The 16,614-nt window shown below is 64.8% G+C and carries 14 protein-coding genes and 1 tRNA gene; 10 read left to right on the top strand and 5 right to left on the bottom strand.

Annotated elements, in window-relative coordinates:
• The first annotated feature begins 12 nt into the window (after positions 1 to 12).
• From ATE67_RS05290 to ATE67_RS05305, 4 genes are all read left to right on the top strand, one after another.
• Positions 13 to 882: a Rossmann-like and DUF2520 domain-containing protein gene (locus tag ATE67_RS05290; RefSeq protein WP_058815569.1), complete on the top strand. Its 870-nt coding sequence runs from the start codon at positions 13 to 15 to the stop codon at positions 880 to 882.
• A 48-nt stretch (positions 883 to 930) separates the two neighbouring features.
• On the top strand, positions 931 to 3,243 hold the full coding sequence (locus ATE67_RS05295) for an ATP-dependent helicase (protein ID WP_231728055.1): 2,313 nt from the start codon (positions 931 to 933) through the stop codon (positions 3,241 to 3,243).
• A 74-nt stretch (positions 3,244 to 3,317) separates the two neighbouring features.
• Positions 3,318 to 4,223 carry a DUF4349 domain-containing protein gene (locus ATE67_RS05300; protein WP_082660212.1) on the top strand — a complete coding sequence of 302 codons (906 nt, stop codon included), beginning with the start codon at positions 3,318 to 3,320 and terminating at the stop codon, positions 4,221 to 4,223.
• A 53-nt stretch (positions 4,224 to 4,276) separates the two neighbouring features.
• A complete protein-coding gene (locus ATE67_RS05305; protein WP_058815571.1) occupies positions 4,277 to 5,326 on the top strand; it encodes an aspartyl/asparaginyl beta-hydroxylase domain-containing protein in 1,050 nt (349 codons plus the stop codon).
• A 24-nt stretch (positions 5,327 to 5,350) separates the two neighbouring features.
• Here the strand turns inward: ATE67_RS05305 and ATE67_RS05310 are convergent.
• Positions 5,351 to 5,426, bottom strand: a tRNA-Ala gene (locus ATE67_RS05310).
• Positions 5,427 to 5,519: 93 nt separating this feature from the next.
• Between ATE67_RS05310 and ATE67_RS05315 the strand changes: the two genes are divergently transcribed.
• Positions 5,520 to 6,536: an NADP-dependent oxidoreductase gene (locus ATE67_RS05315; protein ID WP_058815572.1), complete on the top strand. Its 1,017-nt coding sequence runs from the start codon at positions 5,520 to 5,522 to the stop codon at positions 6,534 to 6,536.
• Between the two features lie 12 nt (positions 6,537 to 6,548).
• On the opposite strand, the gene ATE67_RS05320 is transcribed toward ATE67_RS05315, so the two are convergent.
• The gene (locus ATE67_RS05320) at positions 6,549 to 7,916 is read right to left on the bottom strand and encodes a DEAD/DEAH box helicase (protein ID WP_058815573.1); all 1,368 of its coding nucleotides are present in this window, start codon (positions 7,914 to 7,916) and stop codon (positions 6,549 to 6,551) included.
• Between the two features lie 114 nt (positions 7,917 to 8,030).
• The gene (locus ATE67_RS05325) at positions 8,031 to 8,558 is read right to left on the bottom strand and encodes a hypothetical protein (RefSeq protein ID WP_058815574.1); all 528 of its coding nucleotides are present in this window, start codon (positions 8,556 to 8,558) and stop codon (positions 8,031 to 8,033) included.
• 185 nt (positions 8,559 to 8,743) lie between these two features.
• Here ATE67_RS05325 and ATE67_RS05330 point away from each other — a divergent pair, with 185 nt between their 5' ends.
• The 3 genes from ATE67_RS05330 (at position 8,744) to ATE67_RS05340 (ending at position 11,626) form a co-directional block, all read left to right on the top strand.
• Complete coding sequence (locus ATE67_RS05330) at positions 8,744 to 10,168, top strand: FAD-binding oxidoreductase (protein WP_058815575.1); 1,425 nt, start codon at positions 8,744 to 8,746, stop codon at positions 10,166 to 10,168.
• 116 nt (positions 10,169 to 10,284) lie between these two features.
• Positions 10,285 to 11,061, top strand: coding sequence for a SapC family protein (locus ATE67_RS05335; RefSeq protein ID WP_058815576.1), 777 nt, complete (start codon positions 10,285 to 10,287; stop codon positions 11,059 to 11,061).
• Between the two features lie 61 nt (positions 11,062 to 11,122).
• Entirely contained in the window at positions 11,123 to 11,626 is a 504-nt protein-coding gene (locus ATE67_RS05340; protein ID WP_231728056.1) for a cytochrome b, read from the top strand.
• 5 nt (positions 11,627 to 11,631) lie between these two features.
• Here ATE67_RS05340 and ATE67_RS05345 read toward each other — a convergent pair whose 3' ends face one another.
• On the bottom strand, positions 11,632 to 11,841 hold the full coding sequence (locus ATE67_RS05345) for a DUF1674 domain-containing protein (RefSeq protein WP_058815578.1): 210 nt from the start codon (positions 11,839 to 11,841) through the stop codon (positions 11,632 to 11,634).
• Positions 11,842 to 11,887: 46 nt separating this feature from the next.
• Here ATE67_RS05345 and ATE67_RS05350 point away from each other — a divergent pair, with 46 nt between their 5' ends.
• Entirely contained in the window at positions 11,888 to 13,186 is a 1,299-nt protein-coding gene (locus ATE67_RS05350) for an RsmB/NOP family class I SAM-dependent RNA methyltransferase (RefSeq protein ID WP_058815579.1), read from the top strand.
• Positions 13,187 to 13,322: 136 nt separating this feature from the next.
• On the opposite strand, the gene ATE67_RS05355 is transcribed toward ATE67_RS05350, so the two are convergent.
• Positions 13,323 to 15,044 carry a DUF885 domain-containing protein gene (locus ATE67_RS05355; RefSeq protein WP_156416915.1) on the bottom strand — a complete coding sequence of 574 codons (1,722 nt, stop codon included), beginning with the start codon at positions 15,042 to 15,044 and terminating at the stop codon, positions 13,323 to 13,325.
• Positions 15,045 to 15,170: 126 nt separating this feature from the next.
• Here ATE67_RS05355 and ATE67_RS05360 point away from each other — a divergent pair, with 126 nt between their 5' ends.
• Positions 15,171 to 16,481: an MFS transporter gene (locus ATE67_RS05360; RefSeq protein ID WP_082660232.1), complete on the top strand. Its 1,311-nt coding sequence runs from the start codon at positions 15,171 to 15,173 to the stop codon at positions 16,479 to 16,481.
• The last annotated feature ends 133 nt before the right edge of the window (positions 16,482 to 16,614 follow it).

Here is a 16,614-nt window from a genome sequence, read left to right on the forward strand (position 1 = left end):
AAGCTCGGGGTGATGGAAGGCATTCGCATACAGCAACTCGGCATCATCGGGGCTGGGCGCGTCGCTCAGGCACTTGCGCTCGGGCTTGCCAGGCATTCGGTCGAGCCGCCGCTGATGTGGGGGCGGTCGCTCGAGAAGCTGGGCGCGGCGTCCGCCGCGACCGGGAGCGAGGTTGCGGTATCGATCCACCGGATTGCGGTCGATTGCGATGTCATCGCGATTGCGGTGTCCGACGATGCGATCGCCGGGGTCATCGACGAACTGGCGCCGATGGTAATGGCAGGTGGCGCGCCCTTCGTTTTTCATGTCAGCGGACGCAGCGGCGCAGCGATTCTCGAACCGCTCCGGTCGCATGGCGCGCTGACGGCGGCGATTCATCCGGCGATGACATTTACGGGACATCCCGAGCGCGAAGTGGCGCGAATGACCGAGGCGCGATTTGCGATCACAGGCTCATCAATCGAAGCAACCGCGCAGGCGCGGCGCATCGTCACGATGCTGGACGGCATGGCGGTCGAAATCGAAGAGGCGCAGCGCACACTTTACCACGCCGCCCTCTGCCACGCATCGAACCACCTTGTGACGCTGCTTGCCGGAGCCTCGCGCGCGTTGACCCAAGCCGGCGTCAACGATCCGGCAGCATTGATCGCTTCGCTGGTCCGCGCGGCACTGGAAAACAGCCTCGATCGCGGGTTCTATGCGTTGTCGGGCCCGCTGCTGCGCGGCGATGCGCGGACAGTCGCGAGCCATGTTGCCTCGCTCGCGGCCGACTGCCCCGAGCTACTGCCCGCCTATCGGGCCATGGCGCTTGCGACCGTCGACGAGTTGGAGCGCACGGGAGCGTCCATCGACTTCGCGGCGCTCCGCAACGCGCTGGGCTGAGCCTCCCCGCACTGGACAGCGCCGCCGCTGTTCCCTAATCGTTCGCGCGTGACCGACCTCCCCGCCTCGACGTCCGATCTGACCCGCCCCGACCCGTCCGATCCGCCCTACCTTCAAGGTCTGAACGGCCCGCAGCGCCAAGCCGTGCTGACGACCGAAGGACCCGTGCTGATGCTGGCCGGCGCCGGTACGGGCAAGACCGCGGCGTTGACGGCGCGACTAGCGCATATCATCGCGACGCGGCGCGCGTGGCCGTCCGAAATCCTGGCCGTCACCTTCACCAACAAGGCTGCGCGCGAGATGCGCGAGCGCATCGGTCGGATGATCGGCGACGCGGTCGAGGGCATGCCCTGGCTTGGCACCTTCCACAGCATCGCGGCGAAGATGCTCCGCCGCCACGCCGAACTTGTCGGCTTGCAAAGCAATTTCACCATCCTTGACACCGACGACCAGCTGCGCGTCCTCAAACAGCTTATACAGGCCGAAGGACTGGACGAGAAACGCTGGCCCGCGCGGCAACTCGCCGGCCTTATCGACAAGTGGAAGAACCGCAGCCTGACGCCTGCCGATCTCGATGCCGCGGACAAGGAATCCTATGCCGACGGCAAGGGTCAGCATTTCTATGCGCTCTATCAGGCGCGGCTCAAAACGCTCAACGCTTGCGACTTCGGCGATCTTCTGCTGCACATGCTCGTCATCCTGAAGACACACCGCGACGTGCTGGAGCAGTATCAGCAGCGCTTCAAATATATCCTCGTCGACGAGTATCAGGACACCAACGCCAGCCAATATCTGTGGCTGCGACTGCTCGCGCAGGCGCGCAAGAATATCTGCTGCGTCGGCGACGACGACCAGTCGATCTATTCATGGCGCGGCGCCGAGGTCGCGAACATCCTGCGCTTCGAAAAGGATTTCCCCGGCGCGACGGTGATCCGCCTCGAACAGAACTACCGCTCGACGCCGCAAATCCTCGCCGCCGCCTCGGCGCTGATCGCGCAGAACAGTGACCGGCTCGGCAAGACGTTGTGGACCGACCTTGATGCGGGCGACAAGGTCCGCGTCGTGGGCGTATGGGATGGGCCCGAGGAAGCAAGGCGGATCGGTGAAGAGCTGGAGACGCTCCAGCATCGCAAGGTCAGCCTCGATCGCACCGCCATCCTGGTCCGTGCGCAGTTCCAGACGCGCGAGTTCGAGGATCGCTTCATCGCGATCGGCATGCCGTACCGGATCGTCGGCGGCTTCCGCTTCTACGAACGCGCCGAAATCCGGGATGCCCTCGCCTATCTGCGGCTCGTCCAATCATCGGCCGATGATCTGGCGTTCGAGCGGATCGTCAACGTTCCGAAACGCGGGCTCGGCGACAAGGCGCTGGCGCGCATCCACCAGTTCGCACGGATCGAGCGCGCGCCGCTATTCCATGCCGCATCGCGGATCACCGAGACCGACGAGCTGACGCCGCAGGCGCGCCGCCAGCTTGCAAACTTCATCGCACAGATGCGCAGCTGGCAGGGAAAGGCGAACGAGCTTTCGCATCCCGAACTGACCCAGCTGATCCTCGATGAATCGGGCTATACCGCGATGCTGCAGGCCGATCGCAGCGCAGAGGCCGCGGGCCGGCTCGAAAATCTGTCCGAACTCGTGCGCGCGATGGAGGAATATGAGTCGCTCGAAGCCTTCCTCGAGCATGTCAGCCTCGTCATGGACCGCGACAACGACGACCAGACCGAAACGGTCACGATCATGACCATCCACGCCGCCAAGGGGCTGGAGTTCGACCATGTCTTCCTCGCGGGCTGGGAGGACGGCGTCTTTCCGTCGCAGCGGTCGATGGACGAGGGCGGCACCGCCAGCCTGGAGGAGGAGCGCCGCCTCGCTTATGTCGCGATCACCCGCGCCCGCCAGCGGGCGAGCATCTATCATGCCGCCAACCGCCGCATCTATGGCCAGTGGATGAGCAGCATCCCCAGCCGCTTCATCGCCGAAATACCGCCCGAGCATGTCGACAGCGAGAACAGCTTCGGCGGCGGCCAGAGCCTGTGGCGTGCGAACTGGGCTGCGCAGGGCGATCCCTTCGCGCATGTCGCCGAGCGTCAACCCTCTCGCACGATGACGCGCGGGCCAGCGTGGCAGCGGGCGGTCGCAGCGTCGTCGACAGTGACGCGGGCGCCTGCCCCGTCCGAGCGAGGTCCCGCCGCCTCGGTTGGCGCCAAACCGCGCTCCGATCTCGCGATAGGGATGCGCGTGTTTCACGAGAAGTTCGGCTATGGCGAGATCGTCGATATCGACGGGAACAAGCTCGACGTCGAATTCGATCAGGCGGGCAGCAAGAAGGTGCTCGACGGTTTCGTACGCGCCGCGTGAAATCTATTGTCAACTAGATCAGTTATGATATGCCGTCTCCCGCGACCAACGAGTCGCGTTTTGGGAGAATCTGCATGCGAAATAAGCTCTTAGCGGGCGCGATGGCGCTCGCCCTGGTCGGCTGCTCTCAACAGCCCGCCGATGACGCAGCATCGAACGAGGCCCCCGCCGCCGAAAGCGTCGCAGAAGAAGGCGCTTCTGCCGACGCCGCCGCGACTCCCAGGATCGGCACGGAAGCGGCCCCGGGCGTCGCCTTCGACTACGCCTACACCTTCCGCCTCGCCGACAATCGCATAGCGAAGGTTCAGGGAAAACATGCGGCCGCGTGCGAGTCGCTAGGCGTGAAGCGATGCCGCATCGTCGATGTCCGCTACCAGCTCAGCGACGAGAAACTCGTCGAGGCGCAAACGCAGTTCAAGCTGGAGCCCAGCATCGCCCGCCGGTTCGGCGCCGGCGCGATCGAGAGCGTCGAAAAGGCCGAAGGCGTCCTCGCCGACGCAAGCGTCGCGGGTGAAGACGTCGGCGCCGAAATCCTCGCCTCGCAGCAGCGCAGCGCCGGGTCCGAAACCGAAATCGCGCGCCTCGAAGAGCGGCTGAAGGCCGGCGGGCTCAGCAAGGGTGAGCGCGCCGAAATCCTGTCTCAGATCGGCCAGCTGCGCGGCCAGGTCGGCGACGAGCGCCAGAGCCGCCGCGCCGGCGAAGCGCGTATCGCGTGGACCAGCGTCGCGTTCAACTATGTCAGTGATGGCGGCCTTCCCGGCATCGGTCACGAGAATCCGTTCGCCGACGCCGGCGAGACCCTGATGAAGAGCGGCAGCACCGCACTTTCCTTCATCCTGACGCTGGCGGCGGTCCTGCTGCCATGGGGTATCCTTGCGGCGCTGATCGTGGCGATCTGGCGCAGCCGCTTCATGGTCGCCGTGCGCCGGCAGATGCGGGAGAAGCCCGGGGCGACCGACGCCGCCCCGCCCGTGGGCTGACGCACGGCCGGGCGTCGCTTGCAAAGGTTCGGTGCTGCGGTATGGCATAGCCGATGATGCAGCAGACGACATGGCTGGACCAGGCACGCGACGCCCACCAGCGCGGTGATATCGCCGCCGAGACCGCGGCAATCGAAACTGCGATCCGCGCCGATCGCTCGAACATCGCAGCGATCCTTGCGATGGCGGAGCTGAAGCGGCGGTTGGGCGACGCGCGCGCGGCGAGCAGCTTTTACCGCCTCGCGCTCGGCACCGCCGCCAACGCCCCCTCCGTTCCCGCCGCGCTGCATCCCGAGCTTCGCCGCGCCGAACACTATCTGGTCGCCACCGAGCGCGCCTACGCCGACCATCTGGTGTCCCAGCTTCGCAGCAGCGGGATCGATGCCCGCAATGCGACGCCGCGGGTCGCCGAGGCGCTGCGCATGCTGATGGGCGAGCAGCCACTGTATGTGCAGCAACCGAATATGTTCTATTTCCCCGGCCTCGTGCAGCGGCCCTTCTTCGACCGCGCCGACTTCGACTGGGTGCCTGAACTCGAAGCGGCGACCGATGCGATCCGCGCCGAGCTGCAGGCCCTTGTCGAGACCGCAGCCGACCGCTTCGGTCCCTATGTGACAACCAGCTCCAACCGCCCGCCGCCGAACAACCCGCTGCTCGACAAACCCGATTGGGGGGCGGCCTGGCTGTGGAAGGACGGCGCCATAGTCGAGGGTGTCGAGGCGCTATGCCCGAATGCGCTGGCGGCGCTTGCATTGGCGCCGCAGCCGATCATCCCCGCCCGCTCGCCCCTCGCCCTTTTTTCACGGTTGAAGCCCGGAACGCATATCCAGCCGCATCACGGCATGCTGAATACGCGCCTGATCTGCCACTTGCCGCTGATCGTTCCGGAAGGTTGCGGCCTTCGCGTTGGCGCGGAAACGCGCCAGTGGCGCGAGGGCGAACTGACAATCTTCGACGACAGTTTCGAGCATGAAGCCTGGAACCGCGGCACGAGCGACCGCACGGTGATGCTGTTCGAAATCTGGCGTCCCGACATCGACTCCGACGAGCGCGAGCAGCTGACGCGCATCTTTTCCGCCATCGACAATTATAGCGAATCGTAAAGAATTTCGGTGGAGAAAGGTCGCTGGTGGAGCCGAGGGGAATCGAACCCCTGACCTCTGCAGTGCGATTGCAGCGCTCTCCCATCTGAGCTACGGCCCCGCGACCGGGCGGCTCTTAACGGCACAGAATGACAGTGGCAACGGCTTTTCTGACCTTCGCCGCTGCGACCGGCAAAAAGGGGGTGTGGCGACTATGGCCAAGGCATGGCATCTGACCAGCCGTCCGCTGGGACTACCGACGATCGACAATTTCGCGCTGCGCGAGCTTCCCGAAGGCCCGCTCGAAGCCGACCAACTGCGCGTTCGCAATCTCTGGCTGTCGGTCGATCCCTATATGCGCGGGCGGATGAACGACGCGAAAAGCTATGCCGCGAGTTTCCAGATCGACCAGCCGATGACGGGCGGCGCGATCGGCGAGGTGCTCGAAAGCAGGATCGACGGCTTCGCGCCCGGCGATTTGATCCTTCACATGGGCGGCTGGCGCGAGGGCGGGATCATCGGCCTTGACATGATGCCGAACAAACTGCCGGCAGACCTGATTGCCAGCGGCATGTCGCCGCAGACCTTCCTCCACAATATGGGGCTCACGGGCGGTACGGCATGGATCGGCCTGCTGCGCGTGGCGGCAGCCAAGCCTGGCGATACCGTCTTCGTGTCGGCGGCTGCCGGCGCGGTCGGTTCGGCGGTCGTGCAGATCGCCAAGGCGCGCGAGATGACGGTGATCGGTTCGGCGGGCGGCGCAGAGAAATGCGCGTGGGTCGGCGATCTCGGCGCCGATGCGGTTATCGACTATAAGGCGGGCCCGGTCTTGCCTCAGCTAGCGGCCGCCCTGGAGGCAATCGGCAAGCCCGGCATCGACGTCTATTTCGACAATGTCGGCGGCGAGCATCTCGACGCGGCGTTCGCGGTCGCCAATGATTTTGCGCGTTTCGCGATCTGCGGCATGATCGACGTCTACAACGAGGGCAAGCCGCAAGAGATGAAGTATATCATCCGATCGATCCCGGCGCGCATCCGCATGGAAGGCTTCATCTACACCGACCAGTTCATCCAGTGCATGGACGAATTCTATGCTGACATGGGCGGTCTAATCGCAAGCGGCGCGGTGTCGATCCGCGAAACGGTGAAGACCGGCATCGAGGCGACCCCTGCAGCGTTTCTCGGCCTTTTCTCGGGCGACAATATCGGGAAAATGCTCGTCCGGCTTTGACGCCGGGCAGCTTCATTCGCTACCGAAACCCACCGAAAGAAAGCCCGGCATCGGGCCATTCCAGCCGTCGTCGGGACCGTCGTCATCGTGCCGCGACGCCGGCGCGGACTTGCGGCCCGAACCCTTCTTCGGCGCCGCGCGCTTCTCTTCGGCGCGTGCCGGTTCCTTATCGGCTTTTGCCGGTCGGCGCTCGCCGCGTTCCGGGCGGCCGCGGCGCGGTTCGCGTTCTTCGCTCTCGCGCTCGGGTTTGGCCTGCCCTTCGGCCGCAGCGGCGTCATGGACCGGAATCTTGTAGCCGGTCAGCTTCTGGATATTGTCGACGGCCTCGTCATCCGACGGCGTGACGAGCGTGAACGCCCGTCCCTTGGCGCCAGCGCGCCCCGTGCGGCCGATGCGGTGGACATAATCGTCGGGGTGCCAGGGCGCGTCGAAGTTGAAGACGTGGCTGACGCCCTTCACGTCCAGGCCTCTAGCCGCAACGTCCGAGGCGACGAGAATGTTGATGACGCCGGTCTTGAAGCGGTCGAGTTCTGCGGTCCGGCTCGACTGGTCCATGTCGCCCTGGATTTCGCCGGCCTTGTAACCGTCGCGCTGCAGCGCTTTGGCCAGTTCGCGCACCGTCGTCTTGCGGTTGCAGAAGACGATCGCGGTGTGGACCTTTTCGGCTTCTATGAGGCCGCGGAGCGTGTCGCGCTTGCCGCGCTCGCTGGTTTTGACCAGGAACTGCTCGATATTCTCGTTGCGGCTCGCCGGGCGCGCCACTTCGATCGTCTTCGGGTTCGACAGGAATTTGTCGGCCAGCTTCTTGATCGGCGGCGGCATCGTCGCCGAGAACAGCAAGGTCTGCCGATTCGCAGGCAGCTTGGTGCAGATATTCTCGATGTCGGGGATGAAGCCCATGTCGAGCATGCGGTCGGCTTCGTCGATGACGAGCAGGTTGCAGCCGGTGAGCAAAATCTTGCCGCGTTCGAACAGGTCCATCAGGCGGCCCGGCGTCGCGATCAGCACGTCGACGCCCTTTTCGAGCGCCTTGACCTGGTCGCCCATCTGCACGCCGCCGATCAGCAGCGCCATCGAGAGCTTGTGATATTTGCCGTATTTCTCGAAATTTTCGGCGACCTGCGCGGCGAGTTCGCGCGTCGGCTCGAGGATCAGCGAGCGCGGCATCAGCGCGCGGGCACGGCCATGCGCCAAGATGTCGATCATCGGCAGCACGAAGGAAGCGGTTTTGCCCGTCCCCGTCTGGGCAATGCCGATCATGTCGCGCATCATCAAGACAGATGGGATGGCGCCCGCCTGAATCGGGGTCGCTTCGCTGTAGCCCGATTCGTCGATCGCGCGCAGAAGTTCGTCGGAAAGGCCGAGGTCGGCAAATTTCATAAGGTCAATATGTCCGGAAAAGATGACAGCGCGACGTCCCACGCCAGCCAACGCTGCGCGGCCCCTACGGGAAGACGCGATGAAAAGTCAAGAAAAGGCGACGAAATGCCGCGATTAATCGTCGTCGCGCGGCACGGCGACGAGCAGGCGGAACTTGTCGATCTCGCATTTGGCGCCCGTGCGGGCGTGGATCTGGTCGCGATCCTCGCAAAGCTGGCCGTCCTTGCTGCCCTGCATGTAGAAACCGGCGTAGAAATCGAGCGCGCGGCAACCGCGGTTGAGCTGGGCGCGGAGGCGCTGCTTTTGCCGGGTGATGATGTCGATGCTGTCCCGCTGCGCCGCCTGCATGCCCAGGATATTGCGCATGGCGACGCATTTCGGCGCTTTCTTTTCCTTCCACTTCATCGGCACCTGTCGCACGCGCATCTCGCCGATGGGTGCGGCGCCAAAGTTGTTGAGCGACGACCGCTGCGCGGGCACGCGAATAATCAGCTGCTGCTCGATCACGACCTGCCAGAACGAGGTAGGCGCATCGGGTTCGGGCATCGACACTGGCATGAGTATGTCGGGGCGCGCCGGCGCCATCGGCGCATCGGCCGCGGGCGCCGCGGCCATCATCCACAGGGCGGCGATCGTCAGCACAGCCGTGCTGCCGTCCCTTCGGCACCCTGGTCGAGGATGATATGCACCTGTGGCTCCCGCATCGACGCTGGACGAACGATCATGCTTCGTCCAAGGCTCGCTTTAGCGCCGATGATTGAACATCAAATGAATTGCTGTCGACCCTCTTCGCACCAGCGGTCGATGTTTTTGGACGAGCAACCGGCATGACCAGCCCGCCCTCACCCGCCCTGCTTCAAGCCCTCGCAGATCTCTTGGGTCCGAAGGGCTTCACCACCGACGCCGAAATCATGGCGCCATGGCTGACCGATTGGCGCGGCAAATATCATGGCGCCGCCCCGGCGATGCTGTCGCCTTCTACCACCGAAGAGGTCTCCGCGATCGTGCGACTTTGCGCCGGCGAGCGGGTCGCGCTGGTGCCGCAGGGCGGCAACAGCGGCATGGTCGGGGGTGCGACGCCCGATGCGTCGGGGAGCCAGCTGTTGCTGAGCCTTCGCCGCATGAACCGCGTGCGGTCGATCGATCGGGATGCACGGATCGCTGTGGCCGAAGCCGGCGTCATCCTCGAAAACTTCCACAATACGGCCCTGGCCGAGGGCCTGCGGTTCCCGCTGACGCTGGGCGGCAAGGGATCTGCGACCATCGGCGGCCTCGTCTCGACCAACGCCGGTGGGACGCAGGTGCTCCGCCACGGAACGATGCGCACGCTGGTGGCGGGGGTCGAGGCGGTGCTGCCCGACGGCAGCATCTTTGACGGCCTTGCGCCGCTCAAGAAGGACAATCGCGGTTACGACCTCCGGCACCTTCTATGCGGCGCCGAGGGTACGCTCGGGGTCGTGACGGCCGCCAGCCTGCGGCTCGTCCCCGCCAACGCCGCGCGCCAGACCGCATGGGTGGGCCTCGCCTCGCCCGACGACGCGCTAGTCCTGCTGCGCCGGCTCGACGCCGCGCTGGGAGGGGCGCTCGAAGGCTTCGAAATCATCCCGCACAGCTGCGTCGCGGCGGTCCTCCGTCATATTCCGCAAACCCGCCACCCCCTCGCCGAACCGCAAGCCTGGTATGCGCTGGTCGAACTCGCCGGCGACGACCGCGACGAACTTGGCGCCCTGATCGAAGCCGAGCTCTCGGCCGCCCTCGATTCCGGACTGGTCCGCGATGTCGCGCTCGCCCAGAGCGAACGCGAGAGCGAAGACTTCTGGCGCATTCGCGACGCGATATCCGAAGCCGAGCGCGCCGAAGGCCCCGCGTTGCAGCACGACGTCAGCGTCCCGGTCGAACTGATGCCGCGCTTCATTGCCGAAAGTCCCGCGCGGCTCGCCGGCGTCTTTCCCGGTATCCGGGCGTTGTCGTTCGGCCATCTCGGCGACGGCAACATCCATCATCATGTCCAACCGCCCGCCGACACCGATGGCGCCGCATGGCTGGCTGCGCATGGCGCCGCGGCAAGCCGCCTTGTCTATGCCCATGTCATCGAACTTGGCGGCTCGATTTCGGCCGAGCATGGGATCGGCCAGATGAAGCGCGACATTTTGGCCGAGTTGGACAGCCCCGCCCGCCTCGCGGCGCTGCGCGCAATCAAGGCGGGGCTCGATCCGCTCGGGCTGTTCAATCCCGGCAAGCTGATCGACTGATTGCCCCGGCGGATCGTGCCATCGCCCCTTGCGCCGCGCCGCGCGGGTCAATAAGGCGCCCCATCAGCTTTTTTTGCCCCCGATGGTTTCGGGGGCATTTGTTCCGGAGTTCAATCATGGCCACTGCGCCCAACAACGACCTGCCGCTTTTTTACAAGGAACTGGTCCCGCTTTCGAGCATCGATCACGCCGATTTTCATGCCCGCGCACTCGACAGCGCCACGTTCCTCGTTAACCAGCACGCCGTTCCGCTGACGTCGGACGAGTTCGTCTCGGCCTGCCGTCATTACCCGATCGTGTTTTCGGCGGGCGACAACCCGGTTCCGCTGGCGCTGATGGGTCTCAACGAGGGCGTGAACACCTTCGTCGATGACGAGGGCAAGCTCAAAAATCCGGTCTATGTCCCGGCCTATATCCGCCGCTATCCCTTCCTGCTCGCGCGCCTGAACCCGCAGAGCGAAGACCTGTCGCTGTGCTTTGACCCAACGTCGGACGCGATCGGCAAGTTCGACGAAGGCGATGCACTCTTCAAGGACGGACAGCCGACAGAACCCGTCAACAATGTCCTTGAATTCTGCAAGAATTTCGAGGAAGCGGGGCAGCGCACCGGCTTCTTCATCGAGGAACTGAAAAAGGCCGACCTGCTGATGGAAGGCGAAGTCGCCATCCAGCCCGAAGGCAGCGACAAGCCGTTCGTCTATCGCGGTTTCCAGATGATCGACGAGAACAAACTGCGCGAACTGCGCGGCGACGTGCTCCGCAAGATGACGCAGAACGGCATCCTCGGGCTGATCTTCGCGCATCTCTTTTCGTTGCAGCTGATGCGCGAAATCTTTGCCGAACAGGTTCGTTTGGGCAAGGTGCCGCAGGTCGTGGAACTGCCCACGCGGTAAGGAATAGCCTATGGCCGCTTTTGCAGATGACGGAACAACCGCAGCTCCGCGTTATACGAGAGTGGCCATTTGGCTCCATTGGCTGATCGGCCTTGCGGTGATCGCCAATATCGGCCTCGCGATGCTGACCGAGGATCTGCCGCGCGAGGCGCATCGCGCCGCTATGGGCGTTCACAAGTCGCTTGGCATGACGATCCTTGCGCTGACCGTGCTGCGCATCCTGTGGCGCCTCACGCACAAGCCGCCGCCGCGTCCGCCAAGCGTGAAGACATGGGAACGCTGGGCGAGCGGGCTCGTCCATTTCCTCTTCTACGCGCTGCTGATCCTGCTCCCGCTGTCGGGCTGGGTCTGGATGTCGGCGGCCGATCGTCCGATCGACTTCTTCGGGCTGTTCACCATCCCGTCGATCGTCACGCCGGACAGGGAGGTCGCCGACGTGCTGCACGACCGGCACGAAACGCTGGGGATCACGATGCTGGCCTTGGTTGCCCTACACATTTTGGCGGCGCTCAAGCACCAGTTTGTCGATCGCGATCGCCTGACTTCGCGGATGAACCCCTTTTGAGGGGGTCAGAAATCGATCGCGATACCTTTGAGTTCCCAATCGCCATAGCGCACTGGGTTGCGCCCGCCGGGCTGGTCTTCGGCTTTGTCCTCGCGGATAGGCTTTGGCGCGGGCAGCGGGCTGTTCGTCCAGCCGGACGGCGGCTTGACATGCGCCGGGCGTTTGGTCGCGCGCGGCGTCCCGCCCATATCGTTCGTTTCGTTTCCATCGGCCATGACCCGGCCAACATAGGACGTCCTTTGCCCTACGCCAAGCTCTCCCATGGCTGACCGCCGTCTCCGCCGCGGCCGCGGACCCGCCGAGGCTGACCCTCCGGGCACGCCGCTCCGCCGCGCGGCGCTGCGCCTGATCGACGCCGTGCTGCGCCGCGGCGACCCGCTCGACATCGCGGCGCATGCCGCGACGCAGGGGCTCGCGACCGCCGACCGCGCCTTTGCGATTGCGATCGTGACGGAGACGCTGCGGTGGATGGGCGATATCGACGCGCTGATCGACGGCGCCACGGCGCAGCGCCTGCCCGAGGATGTAAAGTCGCGCGCCGTGCTGCGGATCGCGCTGGCGCAGCTTCTGGTGCTGAAGACGCCACCGCACGCCGTGGTCGCAACCGCGCTGCCGCTCGTCGACGGGGGACCGCGGCGGTTGGTGCACGCCATCCTGTCGCGCGCGCAACAGGAGGAGTGGCAGCTTCCCGACGCCGCCAACCTTCCGGAGGCTGTCGCCGAACGCTGGGCGGATCAATGGGGCGACGACATCGTCGCCAAAGCAGCAATTTCGTGGAGCGCGCCGCCTCCCATGGACCTCAGCTTCGCTTCGGAACCCGATGCGGGGCAATGGGCCGAAGCGCTCGCACTCGCACCGCGTCATCGCCGCTTGCCGCGCGGCCAGGCGGTCGAGGCGATGCCGGGCTTTCGCGAAGGCGGCTGGTGGGTCCAGGATCTCGCGGCCAGCCTTCCCGCGCGCCTGCTAGGCTCTGGCGAAGGGCGCACGATCCTCGATCTTTGCGCTGCCCCCGGGGGCAAGACGATGCAGCTTGCGGCAGCGGGCTGGAAGGTCGTCGCCGTCGATGCGAGCGCGAAGCGGCTCGCGCGACTGTCCGACAATCTGGCGCGCACGGGGCTTTCGGCCCAGGTCCTGCAGGGTGACGTCCGAACATGGGCTCCCGATGCCCAGGTCGATGCGATCCTGCTCGACGCGCCTTGTTCGGCAACGGGCATTCTCCGTCGCCATCCCGATGTGCTGCACCGGATCGAGCCGCGCCAGATCGCGGAGATGGCGGACTTGCAACGTGAATTGCTCGATCGCGCCGCCGACTGGCTAAAGCCGGGGGGAACGCTCATTTACGCAACCTGCTCGCTCGAACGCGCCGAGGGCGAGGACCGGATTAGTGCTTTCCTCGACACCCATATGGGCTGGTCGATCGACCGCGTGCGCGCCGACGAGCTTCCCGCCGGGATACTGCCCGACGAGAGCGGCTATATCCGCACACTCCCCGGCATGTTGAGCGATGCGGGGGGTCTGGACGGCTTCTTCGTGGCGCGGTTGCGCGCGCCTTCAGGCTGACCGGCGCGACAGGCGGTGCAGCGCGAGGTGGCATCAATCCTTGGCGAGGCCCTGCCGCCGTCGCGGTGCCGATCGCAAGCACCCGCCGAAACATCCCAACCCTCTCCCCTGAAGGGGAGAGGGTAAATCCATCGTCTCAAAACACAGCCTTCGGCGTGTCTTCCTTCATCATCGCCGCACGCACCATCGGGATCGGCGGACCGCCGTAGGACAGGAACTCGTCGTGGAAGGCCTTCCACTTGGTCTTGTCGCCCTTGGTCCAATCTTCGCGGAGCTTGCGGATCATCAGCTTGCCCATCGTGTAGTTGAGATAGAGCGGATCATAAGTGCCGCGCGCCGCCTGCTGCCGCGCATTGCCCTCATCCTGATAGCATTGCTCCTTGAACAGCTTTTCCGAGTCCGCGACGGTCATGCCCTTTGTGTGCAGCCCGATTGCCGAGAGATAGCGGCAGTCGCGCAGCAACGCGTTCGACAGCTGTCCGATATGCGTTTCGGGATCGCCGTCGCCCAGCCCCGCATCCCACATCATTTCCTCGGTATAATGCGCCCATCCTTCGGCGAAGGCATAGCCGACGAACAGCTTGCCGAAGATGCTCTCCGCGCGGTTCGAATGGAGGAAATTGAGGAAGTGGCCCGGCCACACTTCATGGACCGAAGTGAACATCAGATCCTTGCGTCCCGGCACGAAATCATTCTGGGTCTGCTTGTCCCAGGTCGGATCCGGCGGTGAGATATAATAGACCGACGGCAGGCCCTTCTCATACGGCCCGGGAATGTCGATATAGGCGCTGTTCTGCCGGTTATATGGGGGCGATTCCTCGACCTGCGCCTGTTCGGTGCCGGGAATCGTCACGAGATCCTTTTCGACCAGGAAGGCGCGGAGCATGGGAAGCTGGCGGCGCGCTTCGGCGACCGGACCGTCGGCGGGCTTGTCCGCGTTCATCTTTTTCATGCAGTCGGCGATCGTCATGCCGGCGGCATAGGTCGCGCATGCCGACTTCAACGCGTCCTGGTTACGCTTCAGGTCGGCCTGGCCGATCCGTTCGAGCTCGTCGAGCGGGGTGTCGACGGCTTCGTTCGTCAAAATCATTTTCGCGAACTTGTCGGCTCCCAAGGCATATCCGTCCGGCGTGCCGGGCTTCGAGCCGACATAGGCGGCAAGGTCCTTCATCGCCGCGCTGGCCTTGGCGGCTGCTTCGTCGAACTGCTTCTGCAGTTCCGCGTCCTTGACCTCGGCGAAGGCCTTTTTCGCATCGCCGGTGTAATAGTCGGCAAAGCCGCCAAAGCCCGCGGTGCCATATTTGACGAAGGTCGCGGGCAGCGGGAGCTTGAGATTCGCCTTGATCTGCTCGGCGGCCGCAGGAACCTTTTGCGCGTAGGCGATGAACGCCCTCATTCGCGTCGTCGCATCCGCATAGGGTCGCGCGATATAGACATTGGGGTCGAGCGCGCCGACATAAAAGGCCGGGTTCTTCTGTGCGAAATCGGTGTCGCGAAGGAAAAAGAACTGGCCCTGTGCGACATGGACCAGATAGTCGCGCTCGAACTTCTCGGCGTCGGTCATCTGCCCATCGAACGCTTTCGCGTCGGCGATCGCCTTTTCGAGGAAGGCGGCCTGCTTCTCGATGCCCTCCGGCGACCAGTCCGGAAGCTGACCATCGAATTCATGCTTGCCCTGATACACCGCGAAATTCGGATTGAGCGGGAAATAGCCCTTCAGGAAATTGTCGCGGAACTCGGTCCAGTCTCTCGCGCCCGACGCCGATACGGACTTGTTGTCGGAAGCGTTGCAGGCCGACAGGACGAGCAGCGTCGCGGCCATCGCTGCGCCGCCGAAGCGGGCAAATTTACGTGTCATTCGATGATCTCCCTCAATCGATCTCGAGTTTCTGCCACTCCATCCCGTCGATGACATCCGATAATCGACGAACGGCATAGGCATGCGCTCTGGACAGAGGCGAAATGCCCAGTAGGGCGGATGGCCATGGCGACGATCCTCCCTCCCGATGGCGACGAACCGGTAATGCCGGACGCGACACCCAAAGCCCCTTCCCCGCTCAGCTTCGCCGACTATCGCTATTACTGGATCGCGCGTTTCACCGCGGTGATGGCAACGATCGCGATGGTCGTGGTCATCGGCTACCAGCTGTATGACACCGCGCGCACCGATTACGGAATGTCGATCAAGGAGGCGTCGTTCCAGCTCGGGCTGCTGGGCCTCTTCCAGTTCGTTCCGCTCGCGGTATTGACCCCCGTCGCAGGCTGGGCCGCCGACCGTTTCGAGCGGCGCAGCGTCGCGATCTTTTCGAACCTGATCGACATCGTCATCGCTGCCACGCTCGGCTGGTTTACCCATAGCGGCGGGCTGACGCTGCCCCTGCTGTTCGGTCTTGCCGCGCTGCATGGTGTCGCTCGCGTCTTTTCGGGACCGGCGATGAGCGCGATCGCGCCGAACATCGTTCCCCCGGCTGTGCTGCCGCGCGCCATCGCGATGAGCAGCATCGCGTGGCAGTCGGCCTCGGTGATCGGCCCGGCGGCGGGCGGATTGATTTACGCTGCCCATCCGACGTCGGTCTACATCTTTGCGGTGGTCCTGCTCGCGCTGTCGGCGTTCATGATCAGCCGCGTCCGCCCTGTCCTGCCGCCGCCCGCCGAGGTCCGGAGACATCCCCTTCGCGAAATGGCCGACGGGATGAAGTTCGTCTGGGTCGAGCGCTTCCTGCTGGGCACCATCACGCTCGACCTGTTCGCGGTGATCCTGTCGGGCGCGACCGCGATGCTGCCCGTCTATGCCCGCGACATATTGCATGTCGGCTCAGAAGGTCTCGGTCTGCTTCGCGCGGCGCCCGCGCTCGGCGCAGCGATCGTTGCGCTGGGCCTTGCGATCCGTCCGATCGAGCGCAACGTCGGCGTAAAGATGCTTTGGGCGGTGGTCGTGTTCGGCGTCGCCACGGTCGCCTTCGGGCTGTCCCAGAATCTGGCGCTGTCGCTCGCGATGCTCGCCCTGCTGGGGGCGGCGGATATGTTCTCGGTGTTCGTGCGCGGCACGCTGATCCAGCTCAACACGCCCGACCATATGCGGGGGCGCGTCAGCGCCGCATCGGGGCTTGCAATCTCGGCCTCGAATGAGCTGGGCGAGATGCGCGCGGGCGCGATGGCCGCCGCGCTCGGCCCGGTTCCCGCCGTGGTGATCGGCGGCGCGGCAGCGGTCGGCGTCACGGCGCTCTGGGCATGGCTCTTCCCCGAACTTCGCCGCGCCAAGACCTTCGAGCCGCAGTTCAAACAGGCCGACTGACGCATTTCCGCGGTCAGCAAAAAACCAAAATCAACTCGTCGCAAACTGCCTTCCTTTCGCCACAAAGTCATTGCCAACTAAATTAGTTGAGTTATCTCTGTTGCACCCGTCACCGCGGTTCCCCTCCCCCTCT

The sequence above is a fragment of the Sphingopyxis sp. H050 genome, from assembly GCF_001468265.1.
Taxonomy (GTDB): domain Bacteria; phylum Pseudomonadota; class Alphaproteobacteria; order Sphingomonadales; family Sphingomonadaceae; genus Sphingopyxis.